The 22,794-nt window shown below is 29.9% G+C and carries 23 protein-coding genes; 11 read left to right on the top strand and 12 right to left on the bottom strand.

Features of this window, described 5'->3' with window-relative positions:
- The first annotated feature begins 84 nt into the window (after positions 1–84).
- The gene (locus ABY863_RS08000) at positions 85–438 is read left to right on the top strand and encodes a hypothetical protein (RefSeq protein WP_372793739.1); all 354 of its coding nucleotides are present in this window, start codon (positions 85–87) and stop codon (positions 436–438) included.
- On the opposite strand, the gene ABY863_RS07995 is transcribed toward ABY863_RS08000, so the two are convergent.
- A complete protein-coding gene (locus tag ABY863_RS07995; RefSeq protein ID WP_372793738.1) occupies positions 435–1,229 on the bottom strand; it encodes an SDR family oxidoreductase in 795 nt (264 codons plus the stop codon). The two genes, ABY863_RS08000 and ABY863_RS07995, sit on opposite strands and share 4 nt — an antisense overlap.
- 71 nt (positions 1,230–1,300) lie before the next feature.
- On the opposite strand from ABY863_RS07995, the gene ABY863_RS07990 reads away from it, so the two are divergent.
- Entirely contained in the window at positions 1,301–2,641 is a 1,341-nt protein-coding gene (locus tag ABY863_RS07990) for a thioredoxin-like domain-containing protein (protein ID WP_372793737.1), read from the top strand.
- On the opposite strand, the gene ABY863_RS07985 is transcribed toward ABY863_RS07990, so the two are convergent.
- Together ABY863_RS07985 and ABY863_RS07980 are read right to left on the bottom strand one after the other, a co-directional pair.
- A complete protein-coding gene (locus ABY863_RS07985; protein ID WP_372793736.1) occupies positions 2,638–2,997 on the bottom strand; it encodes a YraN family protein in 360 nt (119 codons plus the stop codon). The genes ABY863_RS07990 and ABY863_RS07985 overlap by 4 nt on opposite strands.
- Before the next feature lie 25 nt (positions 2,998–3,022).
- Positions 3,023–4,039 (bottom strand): LD-carboxypeptidase, encoded by a 1,017-nt coding sequence (locus tag ABY863_RS07980; RefSeq protein ID WP_372793735.1) that lies wholly within the window; start codon positions 4,037–4,039, stop codon positions 3,023–3,025.
- A 143-nt stretch (positions 4,040–4,182) separates the two neighbouring features.
- On the opposite strand from ABY863_RS07980, the gene metG reads away from it, so the two are divergent.
- The 3 genes from metG to ABY863_RS07965 are packed head-to-tail and all read left to right on the top strand — an operon-like array spanning position 4,183 to position 9,870.
- Positions 4,183–6,240: a methionine--tRNA ligase gene (metG, locus tag ABY863_RS07975; protein ID WP_372793734.1), complete on the top strand. Its 2,058-nt coding sequence runs from the start codon at positions 4,183–4,185 to the stop codon at positions 6,238–6,240.
- A 32-nt stretch (positions 6,241–6,272) separates the two neighbouring features.
- On the top strand, positions 6,273–7,733 hold the full coding sequence (locus ABY863_RS07970) for a hypothetical protein (RefSeq protein ID WP_372793733.1): 1,461 nt from the start codon (positions 6,273–6,275) through the stop codon (positions 7,731–7,733).
- A 10-nt stretch (positions 7,734–7,743) separates the two neighbouring features.
- Entirely contained in the window at positions 7,744–9,870 is a 2,127-nt protein-coding gene (locus ABY863_RS07965; protein ID WP_372793732.1) for a Tex family protein, read from the top strand.
- Between the two features lie 58 nt (positions 9,871–9,928).
- Here the strand turns inward: ABY863_RS07965 and ABY863_RS07960 are convergent, their stop codons facing one another.
- Positions 9,929–10,264 carry a single-stranded DNA-binding protein gene (locus tag ABY863_RS07960; protein WP_372793731.1) on the bottom strand — a complete coding sequence of 112 codons (336 nt, stop codon included), beginning with the start codon at positions 10,262–10,264 and terminating at the stop codon, positions 9,929–9,931.
- Between the two features lie 176 nt (positions 10,265–10,440).
- On the opposite strand from ABY863_RS07960, the gene ABY863_RS07955 reads away from it, so the two are divergent.
- The gene (locus tag ABY863_RS07955) at positions 10,441–11,004 is read left to right on the top strand and encodes an HNH endonuclease (protein ID WP_372793730.1); all 564 of its coding nucleotides are present in this window, start codon (positions 10,441–10,443) and stop codon (positions 11,002–11,004) included.
- A gap of 29 nt (positions 11,005–11,033) precedes the next feature.
- Positions 11,034–11,381 (top strand): hypothetical protein, encoded by a 348-nt coding sequence (locus ABY863_RS07950; protein ID WP_372793729.1) that lies wholly within the window; start codon positions 11,034–11,036, stop codon positions 11,379–11,381.
- 1 nt (position 11,382) lies between these two features.
- On the opposite strand, the gene ABY863_RS07945 is transcribed toward ABY863_RS07950, so the two are convergent.
- Entirely contained in the window at positions 11,383–12,798 is a 1,416-nt protein-coding gene (locus ABY863_RS07945) for an alkaline phosphatase (RefSeq protein WP_372793728.1), read from the bottom strand.
- Between the two features lie 157 nt (positions 12,799–12,955).
- Here ABY863_RS07945 and ABY863_RS07940 point away from each other — a divergent pair, with 157 nt between their 5' ends.
- Together ABY863_RS07940 and ABY863_RS07935 are read left to right on the top strand one after the other, a co-directional pair.
- Complete coding sequence (locus ABY863_RS07940) at positions 12,956–15,271, top strand: M28 family peptidase (RefSeq protein ID WP_372793727.1); 2,316 nt, start codon at positions 12,956–12,958, stop codon at positions 15,269–15,271.
- A 4-nt stretch (positions 15,272–15,275) separates the two neighbouring features.
- The gene (locus tag ABY863_RS07935; RefSeq protein WP_372793726.1) at positions 15,276–16,373 is read left to right on the top strand and encodes a DUF2891 domain-containing protein; all 1,098 of its coding nucleotides are present in this window, start codon (positions 15,276–15,278) and stop codon (positions 16,371–16,373) included.
- Here the strand turns inward: ABY863_RS07935 and pyk are convergent.
- The 5 genes from pyk to ABY863_RS07910 form a co-directional block, all read right to left on the bottom strand.
- Positions 16,370–17,806: a pyruvate kinase gene (gene pyk / locus ABY863_RS07930; protein ID WP_372793725.1), complete on the bottom strand. Its 1,437-nt coding sequence runs from the start codon at positions 17,804–17,806 to the stop codon at positions 16,370–16,372. The two genes, ABY863_RS07935 and pyk, sit on opposite strands and share 4 nt — an antisense overlap.
- 2 nt (positions 17,807–17,808) lie before the next feature.
- Positions 17,809–18,267: an IPExxxVDY family protein gene (locus tag ABY863_RS07925; protein ID WP_372793724.1), complete on the bottom strand. Its 459-nt coding sequence runs from the start codon at positions 18,265–18,267 to the stop codon at positions 17,809–17,811.
- A gap of 82 nt (positions 18,268–18,349) precedes the next feature.
- Positions 18,350–19,090, bottom strand: a complete 741-nt coding sequence (gene rnc, locus ABY863_RS07920) for a ribonuclease III (RefSeq protein WP_372793723.1) — start codon at positions 19,088–19,090, stop codon at positions 18,350–18,352.
- A gap of 14 nt (positions 19,091–19,104) precedes the next feature.
- Entirely contained in the window at positions 19,105–20,355 is a 1,251-nt protein-coding gene (gene fabF / locus ABY863_RS07915; protein WP_372793722.1) for a beta-ketoacyl-ACP synthase II, read from the bottom strand.
- A gap of 7 nt (positions 20,356–20,362) precedes the next feature.
- Positions 20,363–20,599, bottom strand: a complete 237-nt coding sequence (locus ABY863_RS07910; RefSeq protein WP_134248150.1) for an acyl carrier protein — start codon at positions 20,597–20,599, stop codon at positions 20,363–20,365.
- Between the two features lie 184 nt (positions 20,600–20,783).
- Between ABY863_RS07910 and ABY863_RS07905 the strand changes: the two genes are divergently transcribed.
- Both ABY863_RS07905 and ABY863_RS07900 read left to right on the top strand, forming a co-directional pair.
- Positions 20,784–21,353, top strand: coding sequence for a phosphoribosylglycinamide formyltransferase (locus tag ABY863_RS07905; protein WP_372793721.1), 570 nt, complete (start codon positions 20,784–20,786; stop codon positions 21,351–21,353).
- Complete coding sequence (locus tag ABY863_RS07900) at positions 21,346–21,978, top strand: viroplasmin family protein (RefSeq protein ID WP_372793720.1); 633 nt, start codon at positions 21,346–21,348, stop codon at positions 21,976–21,978. The genes ABY863_RS07905 and ABY863_RS07900 overlap by 8 nt, the downstream gene beginning before the upstream one ends.
- 17 nt (positions 21,979–21,995) lie before the next feature.
- Here the strand turns inward: ABY863_RS07900 and ABY863_RS07895 are convergent, their stop codons facing one another.
- Positions 21,996–22,409 (bottom strand): hypothetical protein, encoded by a 414-nt coding sequence (locus tag ABY863_RS07895; RefSeq protein WP_372793719.1) that lies wholly within the window; start codon positions 22,407–22,409, stop codon positions 21,996–21,998.
- A gap of 78 nt (positions 22,410–22,487) precedes the next feature.
- Positions 22,488–22,794, bottom strand: a 307-nt coding sequence (locus ABY863_RS07890) for a M43 family zinc metalloprotease (RefSeq protein ID WP_372793718.1), incomplete at its 5' end; no start/stop codon positions are given.

The following is a 22,794-nucleotide window of genomic DNA, read 5'->3' as shown; positions in this document are numbered from 1 at the left end:
ATAATATCAAAAGTATTCATATAAGAGTTTTTGTAAATATACATGAATCGATTTGTATATTTGCAGACTAACTAGAAATTTCAAATGTCAAGAGATCAAAAATTAAAGGAAGATTACGAGCAATTACTGGAGATCTTAGCAATTAAATTTGGTGAAGGAGAACAACTAAATTTAGACGCCATTATCTATTTAATTGGAGTGCAAGAATTAGGAAAAGGGAATATTGAATATAAAAAGGATGATAAAGTAAATTTAATGCATATTGCAATTTGTAGACTTTTAGAGCCTTTTGGATATTACGAATTCGATTTTTTTGATGAAGACAGTTGGCCTCATTATAAAACATTAGAAGAATTGCCAGCCTTAAAATCGGGCGAGCAAACCGTTTTAATAAAAGAGGCTATTGTATTGTATTTTAAAGAAAAAGAAGTAATTTAAGTTACCGCCATTTTGCGAATCATTGTTGAAAGTAATTTAGGAAAGAAACGTTTTGTATAAACGCCCAGTTTTTCTTTAAAACCTCCAATATAAACTTCTTGTTTTTCGTTTTTAACTGCTTTTATTAATAGTTTAACAAAGGTTTCACTTGTTAATCCATTTTTGGTAGCACCATCCATTTTGTTTTGTGGTGTTCCATTGCCAGTTAAAGCATTTAAAGAAACATTGGTTTGCACAAATCCTGGGCAAGCTAAAGTAACTTTGATATTGTTTTGGTAAACCTCTGCGCGTAAACTATCAAAAAAACCGTGTAACGCATGTTTTGAGGCTGCATACGAGGAACGAAGCGGTGTTCCTATTTTACCAACAATACTTGTAGTAATAACGAAGTGACCATTATTTTTATTTATAAAATGAGGTAAAATAGCTTTTGTTAAAGCTACAGTTCCTAAATAATTAATGTTCATAATATATTTATCAACATCAATTGATGTATCTTTTACTAATGAGCGTTGGCTAATTCCACCATTATTAAATAACACATCAATAGTTCCGAAAAGTAATAAAGCTTCTTCAACTTTTGAAGACATAGTGTTGTGATTTTCTAAATCAAGTAGTAAAATTTTCGCATTTTGTGAATTTTCACATTCCCTTTTCACCTTATTAAGTTCAATTTCATTTCTTGAAGAAAGAATTAATTTGGTGTTTTGTTTTGAAAGTTCAAGAGCTAAAGATCTTCCAATTCCAGAAGAAGCACCAGTTATCCAGACAGTTTTATTGGTAAAATTCATAAGTTGTTGTTTTACAAAAAATAAAAATAGTTACTTTTGGTCTGATTATTGAAAAACATTCAAAAAAGAGTATGCTAAAAAAACTTCTATTCATAATTGTTCTAATTTCTTGCACTGTTCAAGGGCAAACGTACGTAAAAGGAACTTTAAACCCTGCACAAAATTTTAGCTGGGTGGTTTTATATCAATTAAAAGGTGCAAAACAGCTTTACATAAAAAATGTAACCATTGTAAATGGCGAGTTTTCAATTGATTTACCTGAAAATACACCAAAAGGAATGTATCGTTTAATGTACAGTCAGCAAAATGGTGGTTTTATTGATTTTATTTATAACAATGAAAACGTAACATTAAAATTTAATCCTGAAAATCCTTTTGAAACGGTTAAATTTATTTCCTCTGATGAAAATCAACTCTATCATAAATATCTGATAGAATTTGCAAGTAAACAACAACAACTAGATTCATTGCAATTAGCATTTTTTCACTTAGAAGACAAAAAAGATAGAGATAAGATTGATAATTTATATGAAATTTCTTATTCAGCTATTCGTGCTTTTCAAACAAGATTTGAGAAAGATTCCAGAGGGAAATTAGCCAACAATTTTATTAAATCTAGCAATAAGTATTATAATTCAACTATAATTGAAACACCACAAGAATATTTAAATAGTGTAAAACAACATTTTTTTGATTTTATAAATTTTAAGGATGAAGAACTCATAAATTCTACTTTCTTAAGTGAAAAAGTAACGGACTATGTTTTTTATTTAAATGGTTCAGAAGATGCTGAGGTGCAATTTGCATTGTACAAAAATGCGGTTGATGAAGTAATGAGAAAAACACAAAATGTTAATTTGCAAAACGAAATTTTAATAACACTACTTAATAATTTCGCTCAAATTGAAAATACGGTTTTAATTGATTTTGTGATTGAAAATTTTTACAATAAACTTCCTGAAGAAGTGAAAAATAATAAGATGGTTCAAGAAATTCAAGAAAGAGTAAAACTAGCTGTTGGAAAATATGCTCCTGAAATTACATGGGAAGAAAAAGGAATCATAAAAAAACTTTTGGGATTAAATACAGCTGAAAATTATATTCTTGTTTTTTGGAGCACAGGATGTTCCCACTGTTTAGTTGAAATTCCAAAGTTGTATGAGTTTACAAAAGATAAACCAACTGTTAGTGTATTGGCTTTTGCTTTAGAAAATGATGATATTGAGTTTAAGAAGCTTACTTTAAATTTTCCAAAATGGACCAGCATTTTAGGTTTAGAGAAGTGGCAAAATACCATAGCAAGAGATTATCAAATTATAGCAACACCAACATACTTTATATTAGATAAAGACAAAAAAATAATAGCAAAACCGAACTTGTTTGAAGATGTAAAAGCCTTTTTTGAAAATTAAAAATGCAAAAAAGCATCTTCTAAATGTTCAATATCAAAAGCATTTTTATTTTTTAAAATTGCAATAATATCAAACCGTACTTCCACGTCTAAATCTTTTGAAGTTACATACTCATTAATGGCTTCCACTAATAATTGAATTTTTTTGGGATTTACAAAATCTTGTGGATTCCCAAAATAATTGGAAGAGCGTGTTTTAACTTCTACAACAGCTAAAACATCATTTTTTTGTGAAATAATATCAACTTCAGCTTTTTTAAAGCGCCAATTACGTTCTAAAATTTGATATCCATTTTTTTGAAGAAATTCAACTGCAAGTTCTTCCCCTTTTTCTCCTAATTCATTGTGTGTAGCCATTTTTTTACAATCTTTTTTACGATTTTCAGTCACTAAATTTTACTGTTGAGTGTTGTTTCCCAACCTTCATTTCAATTTCTCTACCTAAAAAAATAGCTTTATTAGTGTCCTCATGACCAGCCGGAAAACCAAACAAAATAGGAAAATGATATTCTTTTGTAGCTTCTAAAATAATTTCTTCAAATGTTTGTCCAAAAGGAGTGGAATTCTCTTTTATGTTAGAAATATCTCCAATAATTAACCCGCTACATTCTTCAAAATAACCACTGCGTTTTAAAGCATATACCATTCTGTCAATGCTATATAAATATTCTCCAATTTCTTCAATAAATAGTATTTTTTGGTTGGTGTTTATTGAAGAAACAGATCCTAGCAAGCTTTGTAAAATAGCTAGATTGCCGCCAACTAACTGACCTTTTGCTTCTCCTATTTTATTGTAGTTTGACCCCGTAATTTTATAATTAATTTCTTTTCCAAAAAGCGCTTTTTTAAAGGTTTTTACCGTTTTAATTCTATCTTTTTCTTCAACTTTCATATTCATAGGCATCATTGCATGTAAAGTTTCAAAACCTAACGTATGTATATGACTGTGTAAAACGGTAATATCTGAATATCCAATAATCCATTTTGGATGTTTTTTGAATTCGGTAAAATCTAGATCGTCAATAATTCTAACAGTTCCATAACCACCTCTTCCACACCAAATGGCCTTTATGTTTTTTGCGTCTAAAGCACTTTGGAAATCTTCAATGCGTTCATTTTCAGTTCCTGAAAAGTGAAAATTACTTCCAAAGAGATGCTTCCCTAAAACAACATTTAAACCCCAGCTTTCAACCATTTTAACAGCTTGCTCAATTGGTTCTTGATTTTTTAAAATTCCGGCTGGAGCAACAATAGCAATGGTATCTCCTGCTTTTAAATAAGCTGGTTTTTCAAGAGGTTTAATCACTTCCAATGGCTTAGAATCTATCATATTTTGTGAATAGGAAAAAGGTATAAATAGGAGGCTAATAAATAAAATTAAAAGTCTTTGGTTTAACATAGTTTGTCTTTTTAGTAAAAATACTATTATAATATAGAATGCCAAATGTAAGACAATGAAAGATTTTATGAATAATTCAACACTTAAACAAATCTAAAAATCAACATTAATCCTTATTTTTGTGCTTTCTTAAATAAAATTCAATGAGCAATTCACAAAGATATACTATTACAGCAGCTTTACCTTACACAAATGGTCCCGTTCATATTGGGCATTTAGCAGGTGTTTATGTGCCAGCTGATATTTATGCGCGCTATTTACGTAATACAGGAAACGATGTAATTTATATTTGCGGATCAGATGAACATGGGGTGCCAATTACTATAAAAGCAAAAAAAGAAGGTGTTTCGCCTCAAGATATTGTTGATAAATATCACGCTATCATAAAAAAGTCTTTTCAAGATTTTGGAATTTCATTTGATAATTACTCAAGAACTTCTGCAAAAGTTCATCATGATACAGCTTCAGAGTTTTTCAAAAAATTATACAATGAAGGGAAGTTTATTGAAGAATCTAACGAACAATTGTATGATGAAGAAGCAAATCAGTTTTTAGCTGATCGGTTTGTTGTTGGAACATGTCCAAAATGTGGAAATGAAGAAAGTTATGGCGATCAATGTGAAAAATGTGGAACAAGTCATAATGCAACCGATTTAATAAACCCAAAATCTGCAATTACAGGAAATGTGCCAACAACCAAAGTTACAAAACATTGGTATTTGCCTCTTGATAAATATGAAAAATGGTTAAGAGAGTGGATTGTTGAAGGTCATAAAAACGATTGGAAAACAAATGTATTAGGACAAGTAAAATCTTGGTTAGATGATGGTTTAAAACCAAGAGCAGTAACCCGTGATTTAGATTGGGGAATTCCTGTGCCTGTTGAAGGTGCTGACGGAAAAGTATTGTATGTTTGGTTTGATGCGCCTATTGGCTATATTTCTTCAACAAAAGAATGGGCAGCACGTGAAGGAAAAGATTGGGAACCGTATTGGAAAGATGAAAAAACGAAGCTAATTCACTTTATAGGCAAAGATAATATTGTGTTTCATTGTATTATTTTTCCAGCCATGTTAAAAGCCGAAGGAAGTTATATTTTACCAGAAAATGTACCTGCAAATGAGTTTTTAAATTTAGAAGGAAATAAGATTTCAACTTCAAAAAATTGGGCTGTTTGGTTGCATGAATATTTGGAAGATTTTCCTGATAAACAAGATGTATTGCGTTATGCATTAACTGCTAATGCACCTGAAACAAAGGATAACGATTTTACTTGGAAAGATTTTCAAGCTAGAAATAATAATGAGTTAGTAGCTATTTTTGGAAATTTCATAAATAGAGTAGTAGTGCTAACCAATAAATATTATGATGGAATTATTCCTGAACCAAATGAATTTTCTGATGTTGATAATGAAACATTAGAAAAATTGCAAAAATTCCCATCAGTTATATCAAGCTCAATTGAGCGTTACCGTTTTAGAGAAGCTTCTCAAGAATTAATGAATTTGGCGAGATTAGGGAATAAATATTTAGCGGATGAAGAACCTTGGAAAGTTATAAAAGAAAATCCGGAACGTGTAAAAACAGTTATGTATGTTGCTTTACAAATTGCAGCAGGTTTATCAGTAGTTTGCGAGCCATTTTTACCGTTTACAGCTACTAAATTAGAAGGTATTTTGAATATTTATAAAAATATAGCTTGGGATGATATTGATAAAGTTGAAGAATTAATTGCTTCAAATCATCAAATTGGAAAAGCTGAACTATTATTTGCGAAAATTGAAGATGAAGAAATTCAAGTGCAATTAGATAAATTAGAAGCTACAAAACAAGCTAATGAAGTAGAAAATAAAGTTGTTGAACCTCAAAAAGAAACGATACAATTTGATGATTTTACGAAGTTAGATATTAGGGTTGGAACTATTTTGGAAGCAGTAAAAGTGCCAAAAACAAAAAAATTATTACAATTAAAAGTTGATGTTGGTTTAGATATTAGAACTATAGTTTCTGGAATTGCAGAAAGCTTTAAACCTGAGGATATTATTGGACAAAAAGTTACAGTTCTTGTAAATTTAGCCCCTCGAGTTTTAAAAGGAATTGAAAGTCAGGGAATGATTTTAATGACTGATACTCCTGATGGAAAACTTGCTTTTATTGAACCAGAAAATGATTCGGTAAACAATGGGGAGCAGGTGAGTTAAATAATAATCTAATTTAAATAATTGCTACTGAAATGCTTAAGAAAATTGCTATTAGTTTGGGTCTTTTATTGACTTTAAATACCTATTCACAAGAAGAGCTTATAACATTTAAAAACACTTTAAAAACCTCAACATCATTCTTAAAAGATGTTTTGCCAATTGTAAATCAGAAAAACGACGATATTTCTTTGTTTTTAGTGGATGCTAAATATATTTATGGGTATTTATTAAATGATAAATTTGAAATTACTAGTCAATTAAAATCTGAAGATAGGAGTAGAATGTTTAAAACCATTATTGGACATAGTATCAAAAATAATAATGAGTATAGAATATTTTTAACAAACAAAAGGCATGATAAGTTTTCAACAATTAACTTTTCCTACGGCACAAATGAATCAACAATAAAAGAATTTGAATTAGATAAAGAAAATGAAAAATTTGTTCAATCTGTAAGTATTCAAAATAAATTTTACCTTATTTCGATTATTAAATATACGTCAATTTTTAAGGTTTATTCTTTTGATGATGACGGGAACCATTCCATTAATATAGTCGATTTTGCAATCAATAATTTTATTGATAAGAAAGAGAAAATGGTGGTTTTGTATGATTTGATGCCTGGATTATATTCAACTAATACATTAATAGATATTAAAAAAATTGATGAAAAAACACCAAGTTCAATTGAAATTGCTTCAGAATTTGTAAAATTATATATAAGAAATAATGATGTAATTTTTTCGTTTGATCAAAATAGTAATACAACCCAAACTTTAACTTTTAATTTAAACACTTTTGAAAAGAAAGTGAATCAGTTTACAAAACCACTTGAATTAACAAATTCAAATCAAAAGAAAACAAATTCATTTATAAGCGAGGATAATATTTTTTTAATAGCCTCAACAGATGATGAATTGATTTTTAGAGCACAAAATTTTGAATCAGGTAATTTGGTTAAGGAGTATTCCGTAAATGCTAATGATACTATATATTTCAAAAATTCACCTATTATACAAGAAGGTGGAGCTTATGATTCTTATAGGGAAATGGATAAAACCAAAAAGTTTTTAAGAAAAATTACATCTGGTGATATTGGGGTTTCTGTAAATAGTTACACTAATGGATATAAAATTGTTTTAGGAGGGAAGAAAGAGATAAGAAGAGGTGGAGGCGGTATGATGCCAATGGGATTTGGGATGCCAATGGCCTCTTTTGGAGTTGTGTCGGTATTTTTTAATCCTGTAAATTTTGCTTATAATTCTTATGTGAATACAAAATCTACATATATAAATTGTCTTTTTGATCATAATCTAAATCATATAGAGGGTGATTTTCCAAAAAATGAATTTGATAAAATAAAAGAGTTTAATCAAGAAGATAGGTTTACATCTCAAATAGGAGAAACTGTCTTTAAGCATAAAAACTATTTTATTAAAGGTGTTTATTTTTCAGAATCAGAAGAATATAGATTAAGAAAATTTAGCAATTAGTTTTAAATAGATGAATATTTTAAGTTTTATAAAATCACAAACAAACCTTCCTGAAAATGGGATTAAAAATACTATTGAACTTCTAAATGAAGATTGTACCATTCCATTTATTTCAAGATATAGAAAAGAGCGTACAGGAAATTTAGATGAAGTTCAAATAGGTGATATTGTAAAATATAAATTGCAATTTGAAGAATTAGGAAAACGAAAAGTTACTATTTTAAAAGCGTTAGAAGAGCAAGAAGTTTTAACGGATGAATTAAAACTGAAAATTGAAGCTACAACAGATTTAACTACTTTAGAAGATATTTACCTTCCATTTAAGAAAAAACGCAAGACAAAAGCTGAAACCGCTCGTAAAAATGGTTTAGAACCATTGGCTAAAATAATAATGAGCCAGCGCGCTACAGATATTGAGTCTATTGCAGCAAAGTATCTAAATAATGATGTGAAAAACGAAGATGATGCATTGGAAGGCGCTCGTTTTATTATTGCAGAATGGATAAATGAACGTACCGATATTAGAAACAATATTCGTTATCAGTTAGAAAAATTTGCAAGTATTACAACTAAAGTTGTAAAAGCTACTGAAAAAGAAGAAAAAGCTCAAAAATATAGAGATTATTTTGAATGGTCAGAAAGTTTAAATCGTTGTCCATCACATAGATTTTTAGCAATTTTAAGAGCAGAAAAAGAAGGCTTTATTAAAGTAAAGGTTGAAATAGATCATGACCGTGCTTTGGAAAAAATGGAAGCTAGAATTATTAGTTCCAATAGCGATTGTTCTTTTCAAATTAAATTGGCTATTCAAGATGCATATAAACGCTTGTTATTTCCAGCGCTCTCTAATGAAATTTTAAATATTTCAAAAGAAAAAGCAGATGAAGAAGCAATTAAAGTTTTTGCAAAAAACCTACAACAATTATTGTTGGGTGCTCCTTTAGGTGAAAAAACAATATTAGCTATAGATCCAGGGTTTAGATCTGGTTGTAAAGTGGTTTGCTTAAATGCGCAAGGCGGATTAGAGTATAATGAAACCATTTATCCACATGCACCACAAAACGATACTATTGGCGCAATGAAAAAGATAAATTCGTTAGTAGATGCTTATAAAATTGAAGCAATTGCCATTGGAAATGGAACAGCATCTCGTGAAACAGAACAGTTAATTCGGAAAATGCGATTTAATAAGGATGTTGAGGTGTTTGTGGTAAGTGAAGCAGGAGCAAGTATTTATTCAGCTTCAAAAATTGCGCGTGACGAATTTCCTAATTATGATGTAACGGTTAGAGGTTCAGTTTCAATTGGCAGAAGACTAGCTGATCCATTAGCTGAATTAGTGAAAATTGATGCAAAATCTATTGGAGTTGGACAATATCAACACGATGTTGACCAAACTAAATTAAAAAATTCGTTAGATACTGTTGTGGAAAGATGTGTGAATTCTGTAGGTGTAAATATCAATACGGCAAGTGTTTCTTTGTTGAGTTATGTTTCAGGAATTGGACCAAAATTAGCAGAGAACATTGTGAATTATAGAAATGAAAATGGTGCTTTTGTTTCAAGAAGTGATATAAAGAAAGTACCTCGTTTAGGCGATAAGGCTTTTGAACAAGGCGCAGGTTTTTTACGAATTAAAAACGCCAAAAATCCCTTAGATAATTCTGCTGTACATCCCGAAAGTTATGCTGTTATTGCAAAAATGGCTAAAGACGAAAAGTGTTCTGTGTCAGATTTAATTGGAAATAAAGTAGTACTTGAGAAGATGGAGCTTCAAAAATATTGTTCAGAAACTACTGGTTTACCAACATTAAAAGATATTATTTTTGAACTAGAAAAGCCAGGGTTAGATCCTCGTGAAAAAGCTAAAGTATTTACATTTAATCAAAATATTAGAACAATAAACGATTTACACGAAGGGCAATTATTACCCGGAATTGTAAATAATATCACCAATTTTGGTTGTTTTGTTGATATTGGAATTAAAGAAAGCGGTTTAGTACATGTTTCTAATTTGGCCGATAGATTTGTGAGTGATGTAAGTTCAATAGTAACTTTACATCAACAAGTAATTGTAAAAGTTTTAGAGGTAGATATTACCAGAAAACGTATTCAATTATCTATGAATTATAAATAAAGAAAGACCGTCTATTTGGACGGCCTTCTTTTCTCTTTTTCAAAGCAAATTTCCTCATTTACTTATTCCCAAGCATCAATAATTCATTAACCACTACTTCAGTAACATATCTTTTTTCACCTTCTTTGGTTTCGTAGCTTCTAGAAGTAAGTTTGCCTTCAATCGCAATTTCTTTTCCTTTTTCTAAATATTTTTCAACTATTTCGGCGGTTTTTCCCCAGGCAACTAAGTTATGCCAATCAGTATTTGTAATTTTTTCTCCTTCAGCATTTTTATAGCTTTCATTTGTTGCTAAAGAAAATTTAGCAAGTTTGTTGCCATTTTCTAAAGTGATAATTTCAGGATTGTTTCCTAAGTTTCCAATTAACTGCACTTTGTTTCTTAACGTACTCATAAGATAAGGTTTTATTTAGGTTGAATCTCATTCGTTCAATTCAACAGTGCAAATATTGGTTTGTTTTTTAATGGTATTCGGTTGTTATTTAATTACTTTCGTATGTAAACGTTTGTAGTCGTTTGTAATTGTTTTTTTAGTATATTTGTAATGCCCCTTCATTAAAAAAGAAGAATATGATAATTGATTTTAAAAATGAAATTTGGAAATCTTATAAAGAAGATCATTGGAGTGATGATGATGAATATATGGTTTCAAATTATGGGAGAGTTAAAAAGAAAAAAGTATATAATGATGATTGGAAGTTATCTTCAACTTCATTGGTTAGTGAATATAAATCTTTTGGAATAAAGAAAAAAGGAAAGCTAAAATCAGCGGCTAGTTATGTACATAGATTAGTTGCAATTTTATTTTTAGAAAAAAAAGAGGATCAAAAATATGTAATCCATTTAGATTTTGACAAATTAAATAATGAGGTTAAAAATTTGAAGTGGGTAAATAAAACTGACCTATATTTACATCATAAAAAGAATCCAAAAAAAATTGCAAGAATAGGTCAAGTTACCTCTTCAAAATTAACAGAAGGAAGAGTTAGATTGATTAAAAAAAAGATATTTGATCCCAATAGAAGAACTCGCATGAAAATGATAGCAAAACAATTTGGGATATCTGAAATGCAATTGTATAGAATAAAATCGGGTGAAAATTGGAGCCATGTAAAAATGGAATCAGATAGTTAAATAATAATTGAGAAAGAGAATAAATTGCTATGAAAAAAAATTGCTTAGAATGCGGAGAACCTTTTAATGGACGGGTTGACAAAAAATTTTGTTCAGATTATTGTAGAAATACGTTCAATAATCAAATAAATAAAGAAAGTAAAAATTTAATTAGAAATATTAATAATAGACTTCGTAAAAATCATCACTTATTAGCAAGTTTAAACGAAACTGGTAAAACGAAAGTTACCAGAACTAAGTTACTAGATGGAAACTTTGATTTTAATTTTTTCACCTCAATTTATACTACAAAAACAGGAAATACCTATTTCTATATTTATGATCAAGGTTATTTAGTATTGGAAAACGACACTTATTTATTGATTAGAAAGGAATAATTTAAAACTTATTTTCTACTTCAGCGGCTTCCAGCATTAAATAATGTAAGTCCGTGTTTTTTATAAATGGTTTCAACAAGTCACTTCCAGGGCCAAACATGGATAATTCAACATAATCTGCGGAGTGTTGCATGCTAATCCAACCTATTGAATTGTATTGTTTTTGAATTTCGGCTAAAACTGCAAATGGTAAATGTCTGGCATTATAAAGTCCGTCTTCAGATTTTATAGCAGTATAATAACTTAAAATTAATTTAGCTTCTTCATCAGATACTGCAAAATTATTGGCATATTCAATACGCTCTTTCACTTGTGATAAAGAGGTTTCTTTTCCAAAACCATTTAAAATCCAATCATTAGTGTGTTTGTAATTTTGAACAGTATCAAAGTTATCATCTGCTTTTTTACCGTAAATAATCCCCGGATTTGCATTTCCGTGATCTGTAGTAATAATTACTAAAGTCTCTTCATCTTTTTCAGCAAAATCTATGGCTACTTTTACAGCTTCATCATGTGCAATTTGATCATAAATTAAACCAGCAATGTCATTTCCATGAGCTGCCCAATCTACTTTCCCAGCTTCAACTTGTAACACAAAACCTTCAGGATGATCTTTCATTCTATCAATGGCTTTTTGTGTCATTTCTCCAAGTGTAGGGATCTTCTCTGTAAGTTCTTTGTTACTATCTCTATCTTTTGAGTAAGGTAAACCATCATTGTAAAAAATGCCTAAAATGGGTTGGTTATTATTTGCAGCGAACATTTCACTTCTTGTTTTTACTACTTGATACCCATTATTGGCAAATTTCTGATACATGTCAACTTTATCTTTACGATATTCTGAAGAAAAATAATTATTTCCACCGCCCATCATAATATCAAAACGCTGTTCCAAATATTTTTCTGCAATTTCTTCTTGCGAATTTCTAGATTTACTATTCACACAAAAACCTGCAGGAGTTGCGTGCGTAATTGGCACGGTTGTAACGCAACCAGCCATTTTACCAGCAAATTTAAATTTTTGCCAAATAGGTAAATGATGCTCTCCATTTGGGCCAACATTTAAACCTCCATTATTAATTCTAAATCCACCACCCCAAGAGGAACTTGCTGCAGCAGAATCCGTAACCATAGAACTAGCAGAAGCCATATCCATTAAAGCGCGTGTTATTTTATTTTCTTTATATAATTGAATCCAATTACTTCCAACTCCTGTTTTTCTGGAAAGATATAAATCGGTCATATTTAAAGTTCCTGTGCTCATTCCGTCACTTACAACAATAATAATGTTTTTCGCTTTTTTATTCTTTTTTAAAGTATCAAAATCTACAGTGGCAGCACTAAGATCAAAAGGGTTTAATAAAGAAGTTCCAAGTGCGAACAATGATCCGTTTCTAAAAAATTTCCGTCTATCCATGTTAAGTTTTATAAAAAAAATATTTTTCAAAGATAGCAGAATTGAAAATTAACAATGAACTTTTTATTGCTTAATTGATAACATTTAATGAAACGTTAACCATTTGTTTTAATTAGACTAAAAAATGAGTTAATTTTAGACAATTCAATTTTGAAATATGATACCAAAAAAATACCATCAAGTTTTTTCAATTTTAATTATTGTGGCTACAGTTTATGTTAGTTTTTATTCTTTAATGCCTTCGGGAGCTGTTAAAAATCAAGTTAAAAAGACTGAATTTTCAACTGAAAGAGCATTATCTCATTTGAAAAAAATTACAAAAAAGCCTCATTTTACAGGTACTTTTGAACATAAATTAGTACGAAATTATATTGTTTCTCAGTTAAAAGAACTAGGTCTACAAGTTGAAATTCAAGAGCAAGTTGCTGTGAATAGAAAATGGAGAGCAGCCACAAACACTAAAAATATTTTAGCAAGAATAAAAGGAACTGAAAAAGGGAAAGCATTATTGCTACTATCGCACTATGATTCCAATCCACACTCTTCATTAGGAGCGAGTGATGCTGGAAGTGGCGTTGTTGTAATTTTAGAAGGAGTTAGGGCTTTTTTAGCTCAAAATCAACAACCAAAAAACGATATTATTATTTGTATTTCAGATGCTGAAGAGCTTGGTTTATTAGGAGCCAACGCATTTGTAAATTACCATCCTTGGGCGAAAGATGTAGGTTTAGTTTTAAATTTTGAGGCTCGTGGAAGTGGTGGCCCAAGTTATATATTATTAGAAACTAACGGTGGAAATAAAAAATTAATTGAAGCTTTTAGCAATGCAAATACTCCATATCCAGTAGGAAATTCTTTAATGTACAGCATTTATAAAATGTTACCTAATGATACTGATTTAACGGTATTTAGAGAAGATGGTGATATTGATGGGTATAATTTTGCTTTTATAGATGATCATTTTGATTATCATACCGAACAAGATTCCTATGAAAGATTAGATTTGAATACCTTAAATCATCAGGCGTCTTATTTAACGGCAACATTAAATTATTTTTCAAACAACCCTTTAGAGAACTTAAAATCACAAGACGATGATGTGTATTTCAATTTCCCATACTTTGGATTGGTTTTTTACCCATTTTCATGGGTAATCCCACTATTTATTATTTGTGGGGTTTTATTTTTTGCCCTCCTTATTATTGGAATTTCAAAAAAGAAGTTAACAATTCAAGGGATTTTAAAAGGGTTTGTTCCCTTTACACTTTCATTAGTAATTGCACCTTTAATAACGTTCTTTGGGTGGAAATTATTGTTAAAAATTCACCCACAATACGAAGATATTTTACACGGATTCACCTATAATGGTTATTATTATATAGCTGCATTTATAGCTATAACTTTGGCTATTTGTTTTTGGTTTTATAAAGGTTTTTTTAAAAAAAGAACTGCACAAGATTTACTAATTGCGCCCTTATTTTTCTGGTTAATAATTAATGGAGGCATTGCTTTTTATCTACAAGGATCGGCATTTTTTATAATACCAGTCATCATTTCATTGGTGATACTATCTGTATTGATATTTTTAGATTTTGAAAGAGAAAAAATAATATTTTTTACCATTTTATCAGTTCCAGTTCTGCTGATTTTTTCTCCTTTATTAAAAATGCTTCCAGTTGGTTTAGCATTAAAAATGTTGGCAATAAGTGCAATTTTCACAGTGTTGTTATTTGGGTTTTTAGTTCCTGTTTTTCAACACTATAAAAAGCATAAAAACATATCAAGATTATTTTTATTAATAGGTGTTTTAGCGTTAATTACAGCTTCATTTTATGCTTCTTATAGCATTGATAGAAAACAACCAAATAGTATTTTATACGTGATAGATGCTAATAAAAATGAAGCTTATTGGGCAAGTTATAATTTAGAAGTAGATGAATTTACAAAACAATTTTTAGGTGAAAACCCTACAAAAGGAAATTATGATGAAAACACAATAGCAAGTAAATATAATACATCCATTAAATTACATACGAAGGCTAAAGTTTTAAATTTAAAAAAGCCTTTAATAAAAATTGTTTCAGATACTATTATTAACAATGAAAGAAAAATAGGTGTAAGTATTCTGTCGCTGAGGAATGCTCATAAAATTGAGTTGCTAACGAACATCCCAATTGACTTTAAGTCTTTTAAAATAAATGAACAAGCAGTTTCAACTAAATTAGGAAGTGAAAATCTATTTTCAATAGATAATGGCACAATTATGAGTTATTATAGAACTAAAGAAAATGAAATTATTAACATAGAATTTGTGGTAGATCAAAATCAAAAAATTGATATTGATATATTGGAGACCAAATTTGATTTATTTACAAATCCAGCATTTAACATAAGATCACGGTCAGAAATAATGATGCCAATGCCATTTGTTTTAAATGATGCAACTGTGATAAAAACCAATATAAAGCTTTAAATAAATGAAAAAAATAATGTTACTTGCAATTATTGTATTCGGCATGTTTTCTTGTAGGAAAATAAATAAATCGACTGAAATGGTTGATGAAACCATTTATTTAACGCCAGAATTAAATAAAAAAAGCGCATCTTATTTATACCATTTTGCTTTTGATTGCATAGATCAGGAATATCCAAATAAATTGGGTCAAGTATTGGGAGATGCAAGCTATTTAAAAGTACCTTCAGAATTGCATCCTACTTTTTATGGTTGTTTTGATTGGCATTCATCAGTTCATGGACATTGGACTTTACTTAACATTATAAAAGAACAACCAAATTTTGAGTTTAAAGAAGCCATTCTTTTGAAGCTTCAGAAGAATATTTCCAAAGAAAATATTTTAAAAGAAATACGCTATTTTGATGATGTACATAATAAAACGTTTGAAAGAACTTATGGGTGGGCTTGGCTATTAAAAGTTGCAGAAACATTGCAAGATTGGGACACTAAAGAAGCAAATGAAATGTATGATAATTTAGAGCCTTTGGTGAAATTAATTGAAGAAAAATATATTGAGTTTTTACCAAAGTTAAAGTACCCTATAAGAGTTGGAGAACATCCAAATACTGCTTTTGGGATGTCGTTTGCTTTGGATTATGCTAAAAAATATGCACCAGAATTAGAAAAAGTAATTATTGAAAAGGCGAAAGAGTATTATATGAATGATAAGGGTTGTCCAATTACTTGGGAGCCTGGTGGGTTTGATTTTTTATCTCCTTGTTTACAAGAAGCTTCACTTATGTTAAAAGTACTTCCAAAAGATGAATATGTGCTTTGGCTAGATGCTTTTTTGCCAAATTTTAGAGAACATCCTGAGGATTATTTAGAAGTTGCAGAAGTAACAGATCGGTCTGATGGTAAATTAGCACATTTAGATGGCTTAAATTTTAGTAGAGCTTGGTGTTTATATGAAATAGGAATTGCTTTAAAAAATGATAAAATGCTGAATTTAGCGAATAAACATTTTGAGTATAGCTACAAAAAAATGGACTCTGGCGAATATGCCGGAGCCCATTGGTTAGCTTCTTTTGCTTTATATGCGATGCTAAAAAGCAATTAATTTTTACCGTATTCAGTAATTCGTATGGTATTTGCCTTCCCTCTTTTTATAACAGGCATTGAAGTAATGTTAATAGCATAATCTCCTTCATTTAAATAACCTCTTTGGTTTGCTAAATCATTAATATCTTCAATAGTTTGGTCAGTACTTACAAATTTGTCGTAAAAAACTCCTTTTACACCCCAAAGTAAATTTAGCATTGCTAAAATTCTTCGGTTTGAAGAGAAAACTAAAATGTTAGATTTTGGTCTCCAAGATGAAATTTGAAAAGCGGTATATCCAGAATCTGTTAAAGTGGTAATAACTTCTGCATTTATAGTGTTTGCCATTAAAGCAGCTTGATGACAAATAGTTTTTGAGATATAGCGCTCATTTACACAAAACATCGTTTCATCAGGGATTGAAATTAAAGGAGAATTTTCAACACTTTCAATAATTCTACGCATTTGTTTAATAACTTCAATTGGAAATTCACCAACAGATGTTTCTCCTGAAAGCATTACCGCATCAGCACCGTCCATAATTGAATTTGCAACATCATTTACTTCAGCTCTTGTTGGAACCTGACTTGTAATCATAGTTTCCATCATTTGAGTAGCAATAATTACTGGTTTGTGCGATTTTTTAGCGATAGTAACTAATCTTTTTTGAAGTAGAGGAACTTCTTCCATCGGAACTTCAACACCTAAATCACCACGCGCAACCATGATTCCATCACAATAAGGCATAATTTTTTCAATATTTTCAATTGCCTCAGGTTTTTCTATTTTAGCAATTACCGGAATTTTATGAAGCGAATTTTCTTTTATTAAGTTATTTAATTGGATTAAATCTTCGGAAGTTCTAACAAATGACAAAGCAAGCCAATCAACTTCCATTTTAATGGCAAATAAAGCATCTTCAATATCTTTTTCAGTTAAAGCAGGTAATGATATTTTAGTATTTGGAAGATTTACTCCTTTTTTAGATTTTAATTTACCTCCGCGTAAAACTTGCGTAGTTACATTGGTATTATTATCAGTTGCAGTTACCTCAAACAATAATTTTCCATCATCAACTAAAATGTGCTCACCAACCTTTACATCTTTTGGGAAGTTTTGATAAGTCATAAAGGCTTTTTCACTGTTTCCTTCACATTTTTCAGTGGTGAAAGTAAATGTGTCACCTTCTTTTAATTTCACTTTTTCGCCCATGACACCAACGCGTAATTTAGGACCTTGTAAATCAGCTAAAATAGCAACATTAAAATTACGTTTAACATTAATTTCTCTAATTATTTTGATTTTTTCTGCTACATCATCATAATCGGCATGAGAAAAATTAACCCTAAACACATTTACGCCAGACTCCATCATTTCCTCAATAATTTCTTTGGTAGCACAGGCAGGGCCAAGAGTTGCTACAATTTTAGTGCGTTTTCTGTTTTTTGTCATAATTAAAATATTAAATGATCTTTTGATTTTAGTGTGTTTGGTTCAATAGAATATGATGTGATTATTTGTTGAATTTTATTTAATTTACCAACTAAGGTTCTAACTAAATTTTGCTCATTACAGCCTTCAATTTTTAAAAAAAAATCAACTTTCTTTTTTTCAGGTATTAAATAGTGAATTGTACTATAATTACCATCAAATAACCCTTCATTTTCCTGATTTTTTACAAGTTGTGAATACTTGTTGTTTATTAAATAATAGTTTATAAAATTATTTTCGTCTTTGTATTCAAATAAAGGAAATTCAGCATTAGAATCTTTAAAATCTAAGCAATGTTTATATCTAATTAATTTTGTTTTTAAGTGTGTATTTAAAATATATGCTAACCTATAATCTTCTTCGGTTGAATGAATACCAATTAATAAATAATCATCTTCTAATTCTAATGTTAATAGTTGCATATAAAGAATGAATATTGATTTTGCAAAAATAGGGTTGTTTAAGTACAGTAACTAATAATTTTACGAAATCGTATTCGAAAAGTTATAAGTTTGAAATTTCATTTTGAAAAGCAAAATAGGCTCTTTTAGAAGCTATTTCTTCAGCTTTTTTCTTAGATGTAGCTCTTCCTTTAGCTATAATTATACCATCTAAAAAAAGTTTCACACTAAAATGTTTAACGGGATCGTTTCCAGTATCTTCATAAACTTCAAAAAGAAATTCTTTTTTTTGTTTTTGACACCATTCAATAAATATACTTTTATAGCTTGTAATTTTACCTTCTAATTTTAGAACATCAACATATGGAGTTATCACCCTTTTGTAGATGAATTTCTCACAATAATGGTAACCTCTATCTAAATAAATTGCACCAATTAATGCTTCAAATATATTTCCATGAATATCATCTCCAAATTTGGATCTTGCAACGTTACTTTTTACAAAAAGTAATAAGTTAAAGTCTCTGCCAAGCTCGTTAAGGTGCTCTCTACTTACAATTTTAGAACGCATTTGAGTTAAATAACCTTCATCTCCTGAGGGTACTTCTTGAAATAAATGGGAGGCGATAACTGCACTTAGCATGGCATCTCCAAGAAACTCTAATCGTTCGTAATTAATTTGAAGACCTGTTTTTTTATCCACTTCTTTTATAGATCGGTGGATAAATGCTTTTTTGTAAAATTGTATATTTCTAGGGGTAAACCCTAATAATTTTTTAAGTGAATAATAAAAGAACGCTTCTTTTTTAGAACGAATTTTTACTATTTTTTGAATGAATTTCATTCAGTTTTGTGTTATTAATCAAGTTTCTTAAGAAGCACACAAGCATTGTGTCCTCCAAAGCCAAATGTATTGCTCATTGCAATTTTCACATCACGTTTTTGAGCTTTGTTAAATGTAAAGTTTAATTTACTATCAATTTGATCATCATCTGTAAAATGATTTATGGTAGGAGGTACAATTCCATGTTTTATAGCGAGTATTGAAGCAATGGCTTCAACAGCTCCTGCAGCACCTAATAAATGACCAGTCATTGATTTGGTTGAATTTAAGTTTAGTTGATAAGCATGCTCACCAAAAACTTCTAATATAGCTTTAGATTCAGCAATATCACCTAAAGGAGTTGATGTTCCATGCATATTTATAGCATCCACATCTTCTGGTTTTAAGCCAGCATCTTTTAAACAATTCCTCATTACATTGATAGCTCCAAGTCCTTCAGGATGTGGTGCGGTAATGTGATAAGCATCAGCAGATAATCCACCTCCGGCTACTTCTGCATAAATTTTTGCGCCTCTTGCTTTGGCATGTTCATATTCTTCTAAAATAAGTGAACCAGCTCCTTCTCCTGAAACAAAACCATCACGGTCTTTATCAAAAGGTCTTGATGCAGTTGTTGGGCCATCATTTCTTGTAGAAAGCGCTTGTAAAGCATTAAAACCGCCAATTCCTGCAATTGTGATGGTAGCTTCAGAGCCACCAGCTACCATTACATCAGCATATCCTAAGCGAATGTAATTTAAGGCATCAATAATTGCATTTGAAGAGGAAGCACATGCAGATACTGTTGCAAAGTTTGGACCTCTAAATCCATATTTAATAGAAATTTGTCCAGGTGCAATATCAGCAATCATTTTTGGAATAAAGAAAGGGTTAAATCTTGGTGTGCCGTCACCTGAAGCAAAGTTTAAAACTTCAATTTGAAAAGTTTCTAATCCTCCAATTCCCGCACCCCAAATAACTCCAACTCTGTCTTTATCAATTTTTTCTAAATCTAATTGTGAATCGAGAATGGCTTCATCAGTAGCAACCATTGCGTACTGAGTGAATTTATCCATTTTACGAGCCTCTTTTCTGTCAATAAAATTAGTAACATCAAAGTTTTTTAATTCACATGCAAAACGAGTCTTGAACTTAGTGGCATCAAAATATGTAATTGGAGCTGCCCCGCTAACACCGTTAACAAGACCGTTCCAATATTGTTCTACATTATTACCTATTGGTGTTAACGCACCAAGTCCAGTGACTACAACTCGTTTAATTTCCATATATAGATTACTTTTTTGCGTCTTCTATATAGCTAATTGCTTGACCAACAGTACCAATGTTTTCTGCTTGATCGTCTGGAATTTGGATATCAAATTCTTTTTCGAATTCCATGATCAATTCAACAGTATCAAGTGAATCAGCTCCTAAATCATTAGTAAAGCTAGCTTCGATTGTTACTTCATTTTCGTCAACGCCTAATTTATCTACGATAATGGCTTTTACTCTTGATGCAATGTCTGACATAATTTTTGTTATTTTAAATTTAATTACTGGGCAAAAATATAAAACTTTATTGAAATGAAAATCTTTTACTTAATAAAAGATAATTAATGATTTTTAAAATTACAGAAAGTTTTTTTATTTATGCAGTAAAAGTTGTTAATTATTTGTTTTATTTGTTGAATAACTGCACTATAAAATGAAACAAATGAAACGTATTGTAATTTTGGCTTCTGGTTCAGGCACGAACGCTGAAAATATTATAAAGTATTTTAAAAATAGTCATTTAATTTCTGTTGTTCAAGTACTTTCTAACAAGAAGGATGCTAAAGTGTTGGAAAGAGCAAAACGTTTAGGGGTAAATAATAGTAGCTTTAATAGAACTGATTTTTATATGACTGATGAAGTATTAAATAATTTAAAATTAAATGCTGATTATGTTATTTTAGCAGGGTTTTTATGGAAAATTCCTTCAAATATTATTGAAGCATTTCCTAATAAAATTATTAATATTCATCCAGCGTTATTGCCAAAATATGGAGGCAAAGGAATGTATGGAATGCATGTGCACAATGCTGTTGTAGAAAATAAAGAGAAAATTTCTGGAATTACAATTCATTATGTAAATGATAATTATGATGAAGGTGCTATTATTTTTCAAAAAGGTTTTGAAGTATTAATTTCTGATTCTGCTGAAGATGTTGCTGAAAAAATTCATAGTTTAGAACAAGAAAATTTTCCTAAAATTATTGAAAAAATTATTTTAGAAAATGGCTAAAAAAAAGTTTTACGTTATTTGGAATGGTCATAAAACAGGTGTTTTTACCTCTTGGAATGTCTGTAAAAAACACATTTCAGATTTTAAAGGGGCCCAATACAAGTCATTTGCTACAAGAGAAGATGCTGAAAAAGCTTTTAAAGGTAGATATATTGATTATGTTGGGAAAGAAACCAAAAAAGAAAAATTATCTAGTGAAGAGTTAAAAAGAATAGGGAACCCAATTTTACAATCTATTTCTGTAGATGCAGCTTGTAGTGGAAACCCAGGAAGAATGGAGTATAGAGGTGTTGAAACTCAAACAAAAAAACAACTTTTTATTCAAGGACCTTTTGAACAAGGAACTAATAATATTGGTGAGTTTCTAGCTTTGGTTCATGGATTGGGTTTTTTAAAACAAAATAAAAGCAATTTACCTATTTATTCTGATTCTAAAATAGCCATTAGTTGGGTTAAAAGGGGTCAATGTAGAACAAATTTACCTAGTACATCAGAAAATAAGGTGTTGTTTGATTTGATTAAGCGAGCTGAAATCTGGCTCAAAAATAATACCTATTCAACTACAATTTTAAAATGGGAAACCAAAGCTTGGGGAGAAATTCCGGCAGATTTTGGAAGAAAATAAGTTGCTACATTAAAAATTCACTCTAAATCTAAAACATTAAAAAGAGTTTCAATTAAAGATTTTAGTTCTTCGGGTGGATTTCCGTGGTCAAATGTTTGAGATTCATAAATTAAATCACCAATAGTAATGCTTAAAGTAGCGTGTAAAGCTGCATCAACATTTCTGTCGCTTGTTGGAGGATTAAAATTTTCTATTTCTGAAAGGTTTATTTGTTCAACAATAGTTGTAATTTCCTGCCAAAATTTTGAAGTCGTTTCTTTTTCTATGCTTTTCTCAATGTCTTTATAATACAATTTAGACGAGGTAACCTTAAATTTAATTGAACTACCACGTGTAGCAGCATTGTAATTAATTACCATAGTTTCTAAATTTGTTTGCGCTTTACAGCTATTAAGAATAACAATAAAAAATATATATTTTAGAAATTTCATTTCATTTCAAATTTAGTAATTTAAAGATACAAAAAAAGGAGCTGTAAGCTCCTTTTTTAATCTTTTTACAAGGATATATTATTGTACAAAGCTTACTCTAGATCCTCCAGAAGCAAAAATTGTTCTCATTCTATCATTTTGACCTTTACTAAACATATACATACAGTTATCATCTGTGTAATCCATATAGTTCATAGTCATATCATTAGATTGGCAATTAACTGTTGGATATGATGGGCATCCATAATTTGGGCCATCTGAACTTGGAGTGTCTGTAACAAAATCGTCTTGACGACATCTACCATCTCCCCAAATATGGCGTAAGTTTAACCAGTGACCAATTTCGTGAGTTGCAGTTCTACCATGACCATATTGACCACCAGCT

The organism is Lutibacter sp. (genome assembly GCF_041562875.1).
Taxonomy (GTDB): domain Bacteria; phylum Bacteroidota; class Bacteroidia; order Flavobacteriales; family Flavobacteriaceae; genus Lutibacter.
This window is presented reverse-complemented; position numbering and strand designations above follow the sequence as displayed.